Consider the following 17,445-nt stretch of genomic DNA (forward strand, 5'->3'; position numbering starts at 1 on the left):
GCAGGCCTAGTTTACTCTAACCTTACATCAGAGACACTTGCTCCTGTTGGAATCATTGGGAAAACATTATCTTCTTTTTCAACTCTAACCTCTAGGAAGTAAGGACCTTCACAGTCAATCATTTCTTTTACAGCCGCTTTTAAATCTTTTCGATCAGTTACTTTTTTAGCATCAATATGATAGCCTTTAGCAATCGCAACAAAATCTGGATTTGTCATTTCGGTAGATGCATAACGCTTATCAAAAAACAACTGTTGCCATTGACGAACCATGCCAAGAAACTCATTGTTTAAAACCACAATTTTAACTGGCACACGTTGTTGGAAAATAGTCCCTAACTCTTGTATGGTCATTTGATAACCACCATCGCCTGCAATCATTACGACTTCTCGGTCTGGAGCTGCCATTTTTGCGCCAATTGCTGCTGGTAAGGCAAATCCCATAGTACCTAAACCGCCAGAGGTAATATTACTTTTTGAAACATTAAAGTCGGCATAGCGACAAGCAATCATTTGGTGTTGACCAACGTCACTTACTACAGCAGCTTCACCTTTGGTTTGAAGGTTGATTTCGTTCAACACTTCTCCCATGGTTAAGCCTTCTTTTGTTGGGTGTAAATCGTTTTTTATGACTTTTTCATATTCAATTTTATATAAGTCTTTAAATTTTTGATGCCAATCATTATGAGCGTTGGCATTAATTAAAGGTAAAAGCGATGCTAAACTTTCTTTAGCATTTCCTAAAACAGCCACATCAGTTTTTACGTTTTTATCAATTTCAGCAGGGTCTATATCAAAGTGAATAACTTTGGCTTGTTTAGCGTATGTTGCTAAATTCCCCGTTACACGATCATCGAAACGCATACCTATGGCAATTAAAACATCGCACTCGTTGGTGAGTACATTAGGCGCATAATTACCATGCATCCCTACCATACCAACATTTAAAGGGTGTGACGTTGGAATAGCAGAAGCACCTAAAATAGTCCAAGCAGAAGGAATTCCTGCCTTTTCAATTAGGGCTTTAAATTCTTCTTCAGCTTTACCTAAGATGACACCTTGACCCCAAACAATTAGAGGTTTTTTAGCATTGTTTATAAGTTCTGCTGCCGCAGTTAAGGTGTTTGCATCAGTTGCAGGAATAGGCTTATAGCTTCTAATGCCTGTGCATTTTTTATATTTGAAATCAAATTCTTCAAATTGAGCATCTTTAGTAATATCTACCAATACCGGACCTGGTCTTCCGCTTTTGGCAATATAAAAGGCTTTAGCTAGAACTTCAGGAATTTGTGAAGCCTTTGTTATTTGGCAATTCCATTTGGTTACTGGCGTAGAGATACCCACAATATCAGTTTCTTGAAAAGCATCACTTCCTAACAAATGTGAGCCCACTTGGCCTGTAATACAAACCATAGGTGTGCTGTCTATTTGTGCATCTGCAATACCTGTGACTAAATTGGTGGCTCCAGGGCCTGAAGTAGCCATACAAACCCCAACTTTTCCAGAAATGCGTGCATAACCTTGAGCAGCATGTGTAGCGCCTTGCTCGTGGCGTGTTAACACATGGTGAATTTTGTCTTGATACTTGTATAATTCATCGTAAACAGGCATAATGGCCCCCCCTGGATAACCATAAAGGATGTCTACACCTTCAGCCAATAAACATTTTATAATGGCTTCACTACCAGAAATACGTTCTGTAGTTTGTGTTTTTTGCGTTTCTTTTTTTGCTGTTTTTACTTCCATACTTTTAATGGATTTTAGAGCTAATGATAAATTGGCTCTTGCGTTTATTCAATCACTTTAAGCTCTTAGAGGCTTTTTTTTACTAAAATTCGTCTGTCACACAGCCTTTACTAGCTGATGAGACTGTTTTGGCATATTTATAGAGTACACCGCGCTCAAACTTTAATTCTGGTGCTTTCCATTTTTCGCGTCTTTTTTGAAGCACTGCTTCAGAGACTTCTAATGATATAGAATTGGTTTCAGCATCAATAGTAATAATATCACCATCTTCTACTACAGCAATTGTGCCGCCTTCTTGTGCTTCAGGTGTTATATGACCGACAACAAAGCCATGGGTTCCGCCTGAAAATCGTCCATCGGTAATTAAAGCCACATCTTTACCTAAGCCTGCGCCCATAATCGCTGCGGTAGGTTTTAGCATTTCTGGCATACCAGGGCCACCTTTAGGACCTTCGTATCTAATGACGACGACATCTCCTTTTTTAACTTTTCCATCTCTAATACCATCATTAGCGGCATATTCGCCTTCAAAAACTTTAGCTTTTCCTCTAAAACATAGCCCTTCTTTTCCTGTGATTTTGGCCACACTACCTTCAGTAGCTAAGTTTCCATAAAGCATTCTAAGATGGCCTGAAATTTTAATTGGCTCTTCAATTGGTTTAATAACGTCTTGGCCTTCTTTTAAATCAGGGACATCTAATAAGTTTTCAGCAATCGTTTTTCCGGTTACAGTTAAACAATCACCATGAATTAATCCTTTTTTGAGTAAATATTTTAATACTGCTGGTATACCTCCAACCGTATGAACATCTTCCATTAAGTATTTTCCACTTGGTTTTAAGTCGGCTAAAAATGGTGTGTTATCACTGATATCTTGAAAATCCTTTAGTGTAAAATCAATTTGAGCAGCTCTAGCAATAGCTAAAAAGTGTAATACGGCATTGGTTGAACCACCTAAAATGGTTACTAATCGCACCGCATTTTCGAGCGATTTTCTAGTGATTATATCTGATGGCTTTATATCTTTTTCTAATAAAACTCGTAACGCTTCACCCGCTTTTATAGATTCTTCTTTTTTAGCATCACTTAATGCAGGGTTAGACGAATTAAAAGGTAAGGTCATCCCTAAGGCTTCAATAGCAGAAGCCATTGTGTTTGCGGTGTACATTCCGCCACATGCACCAGCACCTGGACAAGCTTTTTCTACAATGTTTTGATATTCTGTTTCGTCCATGGTCCCCGCAACTTTGCTTCCCCATGCTTCAAAAGCAGAAACAACATCTAATTTTTTTCCGTTATGACAGCCAGAATCAATGGTGCCTCCATAAACTAAAATTGAAGGTCGGTTTAATCGAATCATAGCCATTAACGCACCAGGCATATTTTTATCACAGCCGACTACTGTTACTAAACCGTCATAACTCATTGCTTGGACAACGGTTTCCATAGAGTCTGCAATAATATCTCGAGACGGTAATGAGTAACGCATTCCAGGTGTTCCCATAGAAATGCCATCACTTACTCCAATGGTATTGAATATTAAACCTACGATATCTTCGTTTTTAGTACCTTCTTTGACTAATTTAGCCAAGTCATTAAGGTGCATATTACAAGGGTTTCCCTCGTAACCTGTACTTGCAATACCAACAATAGGTTTAAAGAAATCTTCTTTTGTTAATCCAATTGCGTGTAACATGGCTTGAGCAGCAGGTTGTGTTGCGTCTTGAGTTACGGTTTTACTGTATTTATTTAATTCGCTCATAATTTTATTAAAGGCAAAATTGATTTAATGAATCTAAATTACTTTATATGAGTTGTTTTAGTAAAAGCATTCTTATAATTCATCTAAATTCAATTGTTGTAAGGTTGTGTTAAGTTATTGTTTTATAGTTGTTTAGGTCTATGTAATTATGATGTTCAGATATTTGATTTTTTTATACAAAAAAAGCTTTCCCAATTAAAGGAAAGCTTAAATAAGTGATGTTTTATTTTATTATAGCATTCCTAAGCTTCGAGAAATAATTTCGATGCGAATAATAGAAATGATATTGACAATGTGTTTTTTCATAGGTCTTATCAAAGATTAAAATTTATTTTATGTTGAAGAAATTTTTTAAACTTAATTTTTTAATGAGTTTTATTTTATACCCTACCATTTGATAAATTATAGTGATTCTAATATTTTATATTTGCGTGTTTAGCACGAGGTAGATTTTTATCTACATTAGTCAGTAAGCCTTTTCTTTTTGTAGGCTATTACTGCTTTTAGTTTTTATCTTAAATTTTAGATGTTTTAATGTCATGAACAAGCTGTTTCCTTTTGTTATTTTCTTTATAGTTTTCACTACACAGAGCTACAGTCAATTTTCGCCTAGCCTACAAAACTACACTTTGGCAGAATATAAAGCGGGCAATCAAAATTGGGATATAACAAGAGCAGATGACGGTAAGGTGTATGTGGCTAATAATAGTGGTTTATTAGCGTATGATGCTTTGGTATGGAAATTTTATCAATTGCCAAATAAAACAATTGTACGTTCGGTATTAGCGGTTGATGAGGTTGTGTATACAGGATCTTATGAGGAATTTGGCTATTGGAAAAGCGATGAATATGGAGTACTGAATTATTATTCTTTAAGTGAAACGGTTCAAGAATTAATTTCTTCTAATGAGGAGATATGGGAAATTGTAAAATTTAAAGACAAAATAATCTTTAGATCTTTTTCAAATATTTATATCTACGATTTTAAACAAGTAACACAGTTAAAATCTAATTCTGTTATAATTTCTTGTAGTGTTGTAGATGGGCAATTATATGTTAGTACTTTAAATCATGGTGTGTTTTTATTAAAAGAAAACACCTTGGTTCCTTTTTATTTTGATAAGACGTTATTAGATACTAAAATTATTTCTATAAGTAATTATAAAGGGAAGCTTTTGCTGATGACTTCTTTAAAAGGGAGTTTTTTCTTAGCTGATAATAAATTAAGGCCAACTAATTTTAAAATTAATAAAGACATAAAGTTGCATCAACTTAATGATTTTTCTGTTTTAAGTAATGGCGATATGGTGTTTGGAACAATAAAAGATGGTGTTTTTTTAAGCGATGAAAACGGTGATTTAAAGTTTCATATTAGTAAAGAGAATGGCTTGCTCAATAATACAGTGCTAGCTCAGTCTGTTGATGCTACAGATAATCTATGGTTAGGTTTAGATAATGGAATAGCACACATTGAACTTAGTAGCAGTAATTATCTTTTTAATGATGTTTCGGGAAAGTTAGGTGCTGTTTATGATATTGTTGAGTTTAAAGGGACTATTTATATTGGTACCAACACAGGACTGTTTTGGTTAGATAAGTTTGATAAATTACAATTTGTAGAAGGGTCTCAAGGTCAGGTTTGGGATTTAAAAATTATTGATGATGACCTTTTTTGTGGTCATAATGAAGGGACGTTCTTAGTTGAAAGAAAAGATGAAATTAATTTTATCTCAAGATATACAGGTGGGTACACTATAAGAAAAGTGCCTGAAAGAGCTGATACCTATATACAAGGCACTTATTCTGGGTTGGTTAAATTTGAAAAATTTGACGGTAAATGGGATGTGAAACATTTGGGAAAAACGACCATTCCTTCTAAATCATTAGTTTTTGAGAATGCGAATACTGCTTGGATTGCTCATGCTACAAAAGGAATTTATAGAGTGACATTTGATGAAAATTATGACTCTCTAACTACAGTGACCGATTACCGTGATAAAGGCATACATTCAGATTATAATGTGAGATTGTACAACATAAAAAATGATATTTGTTTTAAAACTAATGAAGGGTGGCAAAAATATGAGCCTATTATAGACTCTATAACGTCCTATGATTTGCTTAATGATAAGTTAGGAAAAGGGAGTTATATTATTTCGGGAGTAAGTACAGATCTTTTTGCTTTAAAAGATAAAAGTGGTTATATTAAATTTAAGTCTTTTTCGAATACTGAGGATCGGTTATTTTTAAATGATAAGTTTTTAAAGAATAGATATATTATAGGGTATGAAAATATGTCTACTATTAACGATTCTGTGTACGCTTTAAATCTAGATAACGGATTTATGATTGTTAATAACACGACTGCTAATGCCACAACGTTAAACAAGCCTACTATAGAAACTGTAACAATAGACGGTCTTCCAATTAATCTTTCTGGCATTGATAAAACAGGTATTAGTTTTGACTTTAGTGAGAGTATTGCAATTGAATTATCGTCTTCTAAATCTTCAAATCATTTTTTTGAATATAATATTCCAGAAACTGATAGCTTATGGTATAAAGTAGAGGGTAACACTATAGAGTTTTCTACTCTATTAGATGGTACCTATACATTTGCTTTCAGAACAAATGATAACTCAGGTAAAGTCTCACCAATTACAAGTGTTAAAATAGATGTATTACCACCATGGTATAGAGATACTATTGGTTTTATAGTTTATATTCTTCTTGCAACTTTAATTGTTGTGGTATTTTATACAATGCATAATAGGAAAATAGCTAAAGAGCAGCGGCTTATTAAAATCAAATACCAAAAAGAACAGGAGGAATTACTGAGAGCACAAACCTTAGAGAATGAAAAGCAATTGGTTCAGCTTAAAAATGAATCCTTACAAAACGAAATTAAACTCAAAAGTAAACAGTTGGCTAATAATGCGATGGCTCTCGTTAAGAAAAATGAGACATTGCAAGATATTAAGAATGAATTACAAGTTAACAAAGATGGCTTCAGTAATTATTATTCTTATAAAAAGTTGGTGAAAAAACTTGATAATTCAATTGTTTTAAAAGATGAATGGGAAGTTTTTGAAAATAACTTTAGTCAAGTTCATGATGAGTTTTTCGAAATATTAAAAGCTAAACATGCCATACTTACTCCCAAAGATTTAAAGATTTGTGCCTACATCAAAATGAATTTGTCTTCCAAAGAAATTGCTCCGCTTATGAATATCTCAGTAAGAGGGGTGGAGACGCATAGATATCGATTAAAAAAGAAGTTAGATTTAGAAAATGATATTTCTTTAGTTGATTATTTGTTAAATATTAAAAATAAGACGTTATAATTTGCTTTATCGTAGTTTTATAATACGTCATTACTACGTCATTTGCTTCTTACCCTTTCTACTACAACGTTTTTTTTATAGCTTTATAGTACGTCATAGTTAGTTTTATTAACAGTTATTAACCTTCTTAACCATGTATGGCGTATTTAAAATGTAAATAGATTTTAAAAGCTTTTAATAATAGGTTATAACTTCGTGTTTAGATAAACTAACTCTATCTTTTAATATTAAACAATCTATATGAAAACAAAAATTAGTCTATTGTTGATGCTATTTTTTTCATTCTGTGCTTTTGCTCAGCAAATGGAAGTTAGTGGTGTTATTACAAGTACAAATGATGGTATGCCTTTACCTGGAGTAAGTATAGTTATAAAAGGAACAACTAAAGGAACAACCTCCGATTTTGATGGTAATTATTCAATAACCGTTAATAATGGAGATGAATTAGAATTCAGCTACATCGGTTTTAAAACAGTTACAATGACTGTGACTAACCAAAACGTAATTAATGTATCCTTAGAGGATGATGTAGAATCGCTAAGTGAGGTAGTGGTTGTTGGGTACGGTACTCAGAAAAAAGCAGATTTAACGGGAGCTATTTCTACGGTGAAATCTGAAGATGTAGCCAAAACACCTAGTGGCAACGTTATGCAGTCTATACAAGGAAAAGTTGCAGGTGTTCAAGTAGTAAGTAGTGGTACGCCTGGAGGTTCTCCAACCGTGAGAATTAGAGGTGTGAACTCTTATCAGGGTGGTGCTACACCTTTATACGTTGTAGATGGAATGTTTTACGACACTATTGATTTCTTAGATAATAATCAAATTGAAACTATTTCAGTTTTAAAAGATGCCTCTTCCATATCTATTTTTGGACAAGCAGGTGTTAATGGTGTTATTATCATTGAAACTAAAAATGGTAGAACAGAACAAAAACCTGTATTTACCTATAATGGGTATTCAGGATATCAAAATGCTCAAAATGTCCTAAAAATGGCTAATGCAGAGCAATTTGTAACCATGGCATATGAGTCTAACTCACAGCCGGATATTGATTTTGTAAATAATGCGATGCAACGTTTTGGGCGTAGTAGAGTCAACCCTAATGTTCCAGATGTTAATACAGATTGGTACGATGAGATTCTTCGTGTAGCTCCAATTTCTAGTCATGCCATTGGTGTAACAGGAGGTTCAGAACGAACGACCTATAGTCTTAATGCCAACTATTTTTCACAAGAAGGTATTCTAGATATGGAAAATGAGTACGAACGTTTTAATATTCAATCTAATATTAACATTGAATTGTCAGAACGTTTAACAATGGGTACTAATGCTATTTTTAGTAATGCCACTCAGTATAATCCTGAAAATGGCGCATGGTTTCAAGCCTATTCTGCAGTGCCAATTTTACCGGTTTACGATTATTCAAATACAGCAGCAACTACAACACCATTTTCAGATGCGACTTTGTTAGGGTATAGAGGATCTCAAAACCCATTTCCAGCTATGACCTATAATAACAATCAGCTTAAAGTCAGAAAAGTGTTAACAAGTATGTTTTTAGAATACAGCTTAGTCCCAGATAAGTTGAAATTTAAAACATCTTATAGTCATGATTATTCAACAATTTCAGAACGAAATGTTTATACGCCTTACTTTATCTCAGCACAATCGCAACGAGCGCAATCAGGTATTAGAAGAGCGGAGCTAAAATATTCAAAACAAATTTGGGATAACACCTTAACTTATACTGATACTTTTGGTGATCATAATTTAACTGTTTTAGCAGGTTCATCTTATAGAGATTATCAAGATAATTCTTTTTCGGCAACCGGAAATGATATTCAAGGTATTGGTTTAGAAAGTTCTTGGTATTTAAACTTTGCAGATCCAACAACGTTTAATGAACAAGTTTTTGAATCAGGTGATCGTCAGTATTCTATTGCGTATTTCGGTAGATTAGAATACAGTTATAAAAACAAATATTTATTTAATGCTACAGTAAGACATGAAGGTGACGGTAGGTTTCCTAGAGAAATATGGGTTACGACACCAGCAGTAGGTTTAGGTTGGGTTTTGTCTGAAGAAAACTTTTTAAAAGATCACAGTACAATAAACTTCTTAAAGTTACGTGGAAGTTGGGGACAATTGGCTAACGGATTTTTAGGCGGAAGTGCAGGAACACGAACGGTATCTCAAACTACAGCAAATATTGGAGATACACAAATGAATGGAATCTTAACGACCAATACCTTTCGTAATTTAAAACGTGAAATTTTAGAGGAAACTAACTTTGGTATTAGTTCACGCTTTTTCGATAGTAAATTAAGCTTAGAGGTAGATTATTATATCCGAGACACTAAAGATTTAGTTTTACCAAAAGATACACCTATTACAGCAGAAGTTGTAGACACTAATATTGGTGAAATGCGAAACCAAGGTTTAGAAGTTGCTGTTAATTGGAATCAACAAATCAACGATGATTGGAGTTTCTCAGTAGGAGGTAATATCGCAACCCTTAAAAATGAAATCACTAAAATAGATAGCGAACAAGGGTATTTTGACACCGGAAGCGCAGAGTTTCGTCAAAGACTTATTGTAGGAGAACCTGTAAATGCGTTTTACGGATGGGAAGTTGCAGGTGTATATCAAAATGACGATCAAGTTGCAGCAGATCCAACAGCACAGTATGAAGCTGCCAACAATAATAATGAGTTAATACCAGGAGATTTTATCTATAAAGATCAAAACAATGATGGTGTTATTGATGCGGATGACCGTGTAGTATTAGGGTCGTATTTACCAACGTTTACATATGGAGGTAATTTTAATGTGGCTTATAAGAATTTTGAAGTTTCTGTAGCTGTTTCTGGTCAAACTGGAAATAAAATTTTAAACCGTAAAAGAGGAGAGGTAATTTTCACTAATGATACCAACATAGATGCAGACTTTGCAATAAATAGATGGCATGGTGAAGGTACCACAAATTCTTACCCTTCATCAGAAGGAAGAAGAAAAGCATGGAACCAAAAGATGAGTAGTTTCTTTGTAGAAGATGGCTCATACTTTAGAGTTCAAAACATTCAGTTGGCATACACTATACCAGCTAAAACACTCGGCGAAAACATGCCAGAAGTAAGATTTACTTGTACAGCAGAACGTCCTATTACTGTTTTTAGTTATAACGGATTTGATCCAGAAGTAAGTGACGGGATTGATCGTCAAACTTACCCAGTATCTGCGGTGTATACTTTTGGTGTAAATATTAAAATTTAAAAAATGCTAAATATGAAAAATATAAATCAAGTAATAAAACAGCTGGCTTTATTGTTAGCATTATGTATGGTCACTTTTGCCTGTACAGATAAGTTAGAAGAAAATGATGGTCAACTCGCAGCAGATGATCTCGATTTCACCATTTCTGAGGATATGATTTTACCACTTATTGGATCGTATTCTGCGGTATATTCTAGAGGATGGGAAGACCCTTTACTTATAGGAGTAAGAGGTGATGATGTTAATGCTGGTGGTTTGGGAGATCAGCCTCAATTTGCAGATACTGATGTTTATAATTATGACAATGGGTTTTGGATGTACAACCAAATTTGGGAGAATTTTTATGGTGATATCGTAAGAATTGTAAGTTCACGAGAAACCATTCAGTCTTATAAAGATTTCGCTGTTGAGGAAGAGGATTTAGATAGAGCCGATCAGTACATGGCAGAATGTAAAGTTTTAAGTGGTTTTACACACTTTCAGATGTCAAGACTTTGGGGAGATATTTTTATAATCGAAACTTCCGATATTTCATCAGATTTAGAAAATGGAGTAAAAACCAAAGCAGAGGTTATGCAGTATATCTCCGATTTAATGGATGAAGCTATTCCTTTTTTACCAGATGCTAGACCTAACGAAAGACAAGATGTTTCAGGTGGTGTAACAAAATACACAGCTTTAGCAATAAAAGCCTTAGCCCAATTAGAATTAGAAGATTACCAAGCTGTAGCTGATGTTACTGGCGAAATTATTAACGCCAATAAATTTAACCTTTATCCAGATTATTACCACTTATTTAAGAAAGAAGGAGAACGTAGTAATGAAAACTTATTCGAATTACAGTTTTCAGATTACGGTACAGAATCAGGAACAGAAAACGCACATGAATATGGCCCTTTCGGACCTTCAAGTTGGACACCAGTTGTTGAAGGTGCTTCAGGAGGTTGGGGCTTTTATGAGCCAAGTGTGAAGTTTATCAAATTTATGATTGATAGAGGGGAAACAACAAGGTTAACAACCAGTGTTAATTTTACACCTCGTGGTATCGATGAAATTACATCAGATCCAGCCTATGCTACCTTGCCTAGCTTTATTTCTAATGTTACACCAGATGGTGATATTTTTAATGATTACTCAAGAGCAATGTTTGCAAGTGGTAAGCACTATTTACCGTCAATAGATTTAACACCTGGAAGAACCAGATATGGCTCAGGAAAAAATCTTTTAGTTATTAGATATGCCGAAGTTTTATTAATGTACGCCGAAGCTTTAACACAAGGTGCGAGTGGTACAGCAGGCTCTGCTGATGATGCCGTTAACGAAGTAAGAGCTAGAGTTGGTATGCCAGCACTTTCAGGTGTAACAACAGAACAAGTAATGGATGAGAAATTTGCAGAACTAGCAATGGAATGGGGCGTGCGCTATTTTGATATGATTCGATTAAATCAATACGATGAGTTGAGTTATGATGGTCGTACGTTTACAGCAGCAGACGAATATTTACCTTACCCACAAGCACAATTGGATTTATTACCACTTGAATAACAATTAAAACTTTAGAACATGAAAAACATTAATAAATATATAATAGCAACTACAGCATTGCTAATGCTAGTGTCTTGTTACGATGGTATTGATTCAATAACAGAAGTAGATCCTGGGCCAGATTTAGAAGATCCTACGGTTGAAATTATGTCTCCAAACGGTGATATTATAATTCCATTTACAGATACAGAAACGGATTTAGATATCGAAATTTTTGTGCAGGATGATATCGAAATTCAAACGATAACGGTGGCTTTTAATGGAGACACCTTTAGAACTTTCGATAGCTTTTTAGATTACCGAATTTTTATGGAATCTTTCGCGTATGAAAATTTACAATTAGGAACACATACTATTTTAGTTACAGCCGTTGATACTAGTGGAAAAACAACGTCAGAGAGTATCACATTTGATTTAGATAATACCTATACACCTGTTTTTGAAAGTGAAACGTTTTATATGCCTTTCTTTGAAGGGCTTTACACGGAGTTAATTAGCGAATCAGACCCTTCAGTTGTAGGTACTCCAGAGATTGTTACTGGTGGTTATTCTGGCAGAACTTATCAAGGTGCTACAGATTCATACCTTACATTTCCTATCGATGGTTTATTCAGTGAAGATGCCTTTAGTGCCACATTTTGGTACAAAGTGAATAGTGCGCCTGATCGTGCCGGAATATTAGTTGTAGGAAATGATGTTCCTGAAAACAGAAACCAAGGTTTTAGATTATTTAGAGAGGGTAATGCAACAGAACAACGAATTAAAGCAAACATTGGTATGGGTGATGGCGAAAGTTGGAATGATGGTGGAGTAATAGATGTGGCTGCCGGAGATTGGGTACATGTCGCTTTAACCGTTTCTGCTACCGAAAGTAAAATTTATTTAAATGGAGTTGAGCAAACTTCGGTAACGCTAGATTCCAGCATTGACTGGACTGGTTGTACGGATTTAACTATTGGCGCTGGTGGTGAAACATTTAGTTACTGGGGGCATACTTCAGATTTGAGCCAAATAGATGAGCTTAAGTTGTTCAACACTGCTTTATCGCAAGCAGATATTGACGCGATGCAACCTGAAGATGAATAATAATTAAAGAAGTTTAGTCTAATATATATAATACCCTTAGTTTTTTAGCGGCATTTTTAATTATTTGAAATGCCGCTTATTCTTACCTTAATTTTAGTCTAAAGAAATGATTTAATAGAAGATAAAAAATGAAGTATATAAGCGTTTTTAAAATAGTAATAGTCACGTTGTGGTGTTTTGGTTGTGGTTCAGATAATGGGCCTGGCTACCAAGAGCCTTATGACCCTAGCGACGATGACCCTGTTGTTGAAACGTTAACCGATATTGAGTTAATGGATCTAACCCAAGAAGAAACCTTTAAATATTTCTGGGATTTTGCAGAGTCTAATTCGGGTGCGGCAAGAGAACGCTATCATGCAGATGATCCGTCAAACAGTGAAAATGTAGTAACTACAGGAGGAAGTGGTTTTGGATTAATGGCAATTCTTGTGGGTATAGAACGTGGTTACATTTCAAGAGCAGAAGGGGGTAACCGGTTAGGTCAGATTTTAGACTTCTTTGAAAGTGCTGATCGTTTTCATGGGGCTTGGCCACATTGGATCAATGGCGAAAACGGTAGTGTTATTCCATTTAGTGACCAAGATAATGGCGGCGATTTAGTTGAAACAGCGCTTTTTGCTCAAGGTTTAATTTGTGTGAAAGAATATTTTAAAAATGGTTCAACTGACGAAGTTTCATTAGCCGCTCAAGCTGATGACTTATGGAAAGGTGTAGAATGGGATTGGTACACACAAAATCAAAATGCCTTATACTGGCATTGGAGCCCTAACAATGGTTTTTCTATGAACCTCGAGCTGAAAGGGTATAACGAAACCTTAATTGCTTTTGTTTTAGGCGCAGCGTCTCCAGATTTTCCTATTTCAGCTGCTGTTTACCACGAAGGTTGGGCTAGTAATGGTGCTATTGTAACTTCGGCTACTCAATATAATATTCCATTATTATTAGATCATGCCGGTTCAGGATCAGGGCCTTTGTTTTGGGCACACTATTCATTTTTAGGTTTAAATCCAACCAACTTAAGCGATCAATATGCAAACTATTGGGAGCTGAATGTTAACCATACCAATATCAATTACCAGCATTGCGTTGCTAACCCAAATAATTATGATGAATATGGCGAAGATTGTTGGGGTTTAACAGCTAGTTATAGTAGGAATGAAGATGGAACCATAGGTTATTTTGCTCATGAGCCAAACAATGATTTAGGCGTTATTTCGCCAACGGCAGCGATTAGTTCAATACCATATACCCCAGAAAAATCATTGGCAGCAATGCATTATTTCTATAGTAAAAATGATATTCTTTTAGGTTCTGCTGGGTTCTATGATGCGTTTAGTCCCCATTATAATGATTGGGTAGCAGAACGCTATTTGGCTATTGATCAAGGACCAGAGATTATAATGATAGAAAATTATAGAACAGGATTATTATGGAATCTCTTTATGCAAAATGAAGATGTCCAAAATGGCTTAAATACCTTAGAGTTTACTTATTAACAATAAAAAAATAGATATGAAAAACGTGTTTTTAACCTTAGTGTTCAGTCTAACTATTTTTGGCTTAGGGGGAGCAAATGCGCAACAAAAAACGTTAAATGAAGCTTCAATAGATTTGTTCTCAAATGAAAAACATATTGTAAATCAAGATACATTACTGTACAGAATGCTCTTGCCTAAGGATTTTGATGCTTCTAAAACTTATCCTTTAGTGTTAATGCTTCACGGCGCAGGTGAACGTGGGGATGATAATAAAAAACAATTAACGCATGGTAGTCGTTTATTTTTAAACGAAAAAAATAGAGATTCATTTCCTGCTATTGTCATTTTTCCACAATGTCCTCAAAATGATTACTGGTCTAAATTAGAAGCTGACCGCTCTACAAAACCCATCACGTTTAATTACAAATATAAAGAGGCACCAACTACAGCAATGACACTAGTAATGGATTTAATGGATGAGATGCTAGCACAGCCGTATGTTAAAACAGAACAGGTTTATGCTATGGGGTTATCTATGGGTGGCATGGGAACTTTTGAAATTATTTATCGAAAACCCGAAATGTTTGCGGCAGCGATGCCAATCTGTGGTGGTGGAAATCCAGAATCAGTAACAGCATACGCAACAACAATTCCCTTGTGGATTTTTCATGGTGCAAAAGATGATGTGGTCGATCCCAAATTATCCTTAGGCATGGCATCAGCAATATTAAGTGCAGGTGGATTTCCTAAATTAACTTTATACGATTTTGCCAATCATAACAGTTGGGACCCCGCTTTTGCAGAACCAGAATTATTAACATGGCTTTTTTCTAAATCAAAATAAATATAATGATCAAACAATTTTCCCTACAAATAACCGCAATGTCACTCTTAGCTTTTACGATTTTAGGCTGTGATACAACAACAACAACAACAACAACAACTAATTCGTCAAAATCAGCAGTAGTTGATAATCCTTTTGAAGCACAAGTAGATTCTATTCTAGGTCTTATGACTTTAGATGAAAAAATAGGACAGCTTAATCTTCCTGTTTCAGGAGATATTACAACAGGTCAGGGTAAAAGTTCTGATGTGGGTAAAAAAATACAAGAAGGTTTAGTCGGTGGTATGTTCAATATAAAATCGGTTGAAAAAATTAAAGCAGTTCAAAAAATTGCTGTTGAAGAAAGCCGTTTAAAAATCCCTTTGCTTTTTGGAATGGATGTCATACATGGTTATGAAACAACCTTTCCAATTCCATTAGGTTTATCAGCGTCTTGGGATATGGAATTGATTGAAAAAACAGCACGTATGGCAGCAACCGAAGCTAGTGCAGATGGTATCAACTGGACGTTTTCGCCAATGGTAGATATTTCTCGTGATGCCCGTTGGGGACGCGTTTCAGAAGGTAACGGTGAAGACCCTTTCTTAGGGAGTAGAATTGCCGAAGCGATGGTGAGAGGTTACCAACAAGATGATTTAAGTGATAACAACACCTTAATGGCTTGTGTTAAACATTTCGCATTATATGGCGCTTCTGAAGCGGGACGTGATTATAATACGGTGGACATGAGTAAAATTAGAATGTATAACGAATATCTAGAGCCGTATAAAGCAGCTATTGATGCTGGCGTGGGGTCAGTGATGGCTTCATTTAATGAAATTGATGGTATTCCGGCCACAGGTAATAAATGGTTAATGACCGATTTATTACGTGAGGATTGGGGGTTCAACGGGTTTGTAGTTACGGATTACACTGGGATTTATGAAATGATGGCTCATGGTGTAGGTAATGAAGAACAAGTTGTAGCACAAGCGCTAAATGCTGGAATTGATATGGATATGGCAGGCGATTCGCCAATCGCAACAGCGGCTTTTATCAAATCTTTAAAAGGAGCTTTAGATAAAGGCATGGTTAGCATTGATGATATAGATACTGCTGTAAAGCGTATGTTAACCGCTAAATATGAATTAGGTTTATTTGAAGATCCTTACAAATATTTAGATAGTGATAGAGCTAAAAATGAAGTATTTACTGATGAAAACAGAGCCTTTGCTAGAAAAGTGGGTGCTGAATCAACCGTATTACTTAAAAATGAAGACAACCTATTGCCACTTAAGAAAGAAGGAACAATTGCATTAATCGGTCCTTTAGCAAATAATGCGGTAAACATGGCTGGGACTTGGAGTGTAGCTACAAGACAAGAAAAATCAAACCCGTTTTTAGCAGGATTAAAAACAGTAGTAGGTGATAACGCAAATGTACTTTATGCCAAAGGTAGTAATATTGATTACGATTTAGAGCTTGAAAAAAGAGCGACCATGTTTGGTAAAGATATCCCAAGAGATGGTAGAACGGACAAGCAATTATTAGATGAAGCATTGAGCATTGCGAATAAGGCAGATGTCATTGTAGCTGCTATAGGTGAGTCTGCAGAATTTAGTGGTGAAAGTAGTAGTAGAACAGAAATCGGAATTCCTCAAGTTCAAAAAGATTTATTGAATGCTTTACTTAAAACAGGAAAGCCTGTTGTTTTAGTATTGTTTACAGGAAGACCTTTAGAATTAGTAGAAGAGAATGAAAATGTACCGGCCATACTTAATGTTTGGTTTCCAGGAAGTGAAGCTGGTTTAGCCATTTCAGATGTGTTATTTGGAGATGTAAATCCTTCAGGTAAATTAACAGCGACCTTTCCAAGAAGTGTTGGGCAAATTCCAATTTTCTATAATCATAAAAACACCGGAAGACCTTTAATGAATGAGGAAGGTAAATTTGAAAAATTCAGAAGTAATTATATCGACGAACGTAACGAGCCTTTATACCCATTTGGTTATGGTCTAAGTTATACCACATTCAAGTATTCTAACTTTAATCTTAATACCACCACCATCGGAATGGATGGTACAGTTGAGGTCACTGTAGATGTTACCAATTCTGGTGATTATGATGGCAAAGAAGTTGTGCAACTTTATATAAGAGATGTTGTCGGTTCGGTAACGCGACCTGTTAAAGAATTAAAAGGCTTTCAGAAAGTTGAAATCAAAAAAGGAGAAACTAAAACGGTGACTTTTGATATCTCGGTTGAAGACTTAAAATTCTATAATTCAGATTTAGATTTTGTAGCAGAACCAGGACAATTCCATGTGTTTGTTGGTACAGATTCTAATACTAAAATGATGAAGGAATTTGAATTAACGAAGTAAAAACGAAC

At 35.1% G+C, this 17,445-nt stretch carries 9 protein-coding genes; 7 read left to right on the forward strand and 2 right to left on the reverse strand.

Translation table 11 applies throughout. The features are described from left to right. Nucleotides 1–11 precede the first annotated feature (11 nt). On the reverse strand, nt 12–1,745 hold the full coding sequence (ilvB, locus tag HM982_RS01745; RefSeq protein ID WP_179351399.1) for a biosynthetic-type acetolactate synthase large subunit: 1,734 nt from the start codon (nt 1,743–1,745) through the stop codon (nt 12–14). 82 nt (nt 1,746–1,827) lie between these two features. Then, entirely contained in the window at nt 1,828–3,507 is a 1,680-nt protein-coding gene (gene ilvD, locus HM982_RS01750; protein WP_179351400.1) for a dihydroxy-acid dehydratase, read from the reverse strand. 629 nt (nt 3,508–4,136) lie between these two features. Here ilvD and HM982_RS01755 point away from each other — a divergent pair. The 7 genes from HM982_RS01755 to bglX all read left to right on the forward strand — a co-directional run bounded on the left by HM982_RS01755 (nt 4,137) and on the right by bglX (nt 17,437). After that, nucleotides 4,137–6,851 (forward strand): helix-turn-helix and ligand-binding sensor domain-containing protein, encoded by a 2,715-nt coding sequence (locus HM982_RS01755; RefSeq protein ID WP_246296554.1) that lies wholly within the window; start codon nt 4,137–4,139, stop codon nt 6,849–6,851. A gap of 240 nt (nt 6,852–7,091) precedes the next feature. Further along, nucleotides 7,092–10,124, forward strand: a complete 3,033-nt coding sequence (locus tag HM982_RS01760) for a SusC/RagA family TonB-linked outer membrane protein (protein WP_179351402.1) — start codon at nt 7,092–7,094, stop codon at nt 10,122–10,124. Nucleotides 10,125–10,136: 12 nt separating this feature from the next. Continuing rightward, nucleotides 10,137–11,669, forward strand: coding sequence for a RagB/SusD family nutrient uptake outer membrane protein (locus HM982_RS01765; protein ID WP_179351403.1), 1,533 nt, complete (start codon nt 10,137–10,139; stop codon nt 11,667–11,669). Nucleotides 11,670–11,687: 18 nt separating this feature from the next. Continuing rightward, nucleotides 11,688–12,755 carry a LamG domain-containing protein gene (locus tag HM982_RS01770; RefSeq protein WP_179351404.1) on the forward strand — a complete coding sequence of 356 codons (1,068 nt, stop codon included), beginning with the start codon at nt 11,688–11,690 and terminating at the stop codon, nt 12,753–12,755. A gap of 128 nt (nt 12,756–12,883) precedes the next feature. Continuing rightward, entirely contained in the window at nt 12,884–14,251 is a 1,368-nt protein-coding gene (locus HM982_RS01775) for a glucoamylase family protein (protein WP_179351405.1), read from the forward strand. Between the two features lie 16 nt (nt 14,252–14,267). Continuing rightward, the gene (locus HM982_RS01780; protein ID WP_179351406.1) at nt 14,268–15,077 is read left to right on the forward strand and encodes a carboxylesterase family protein; all 810 of its coding nucleotides are present in this window, start codon (nt 14,268–14,270) and stop codon (nt 15,075–15,077) included. A gap of 38 nt (nt 15,078–15,115) precedes the next feature. After that, nucleotides 15,116–17,437 carry a beta-glucosidase BglX gene (gene bglX / locus HM982_RS01785; protein WP_179351407.1) on the forward strand — a complete coding sequence of 774 codons (2,322 nt, stop codon included), beginning with the start codon at nt 15,116–15,118 and terminating at the stop codon, nt 17,435–17,437. Nucleotides 17,438–17,445: the final 8 nt, after the last annotated feature.

The sequence above is a fragment of the Winogradskyella vidalii genome, from assembly GCF_013403955.1.
Classification (GTDB): domain Bacteria; phylum Bacteroidota; class Bacteroidia; order Flavobacteriales; family Flavobacteriaceae; genus Winogradskyella; species Winogradskyella vidalii.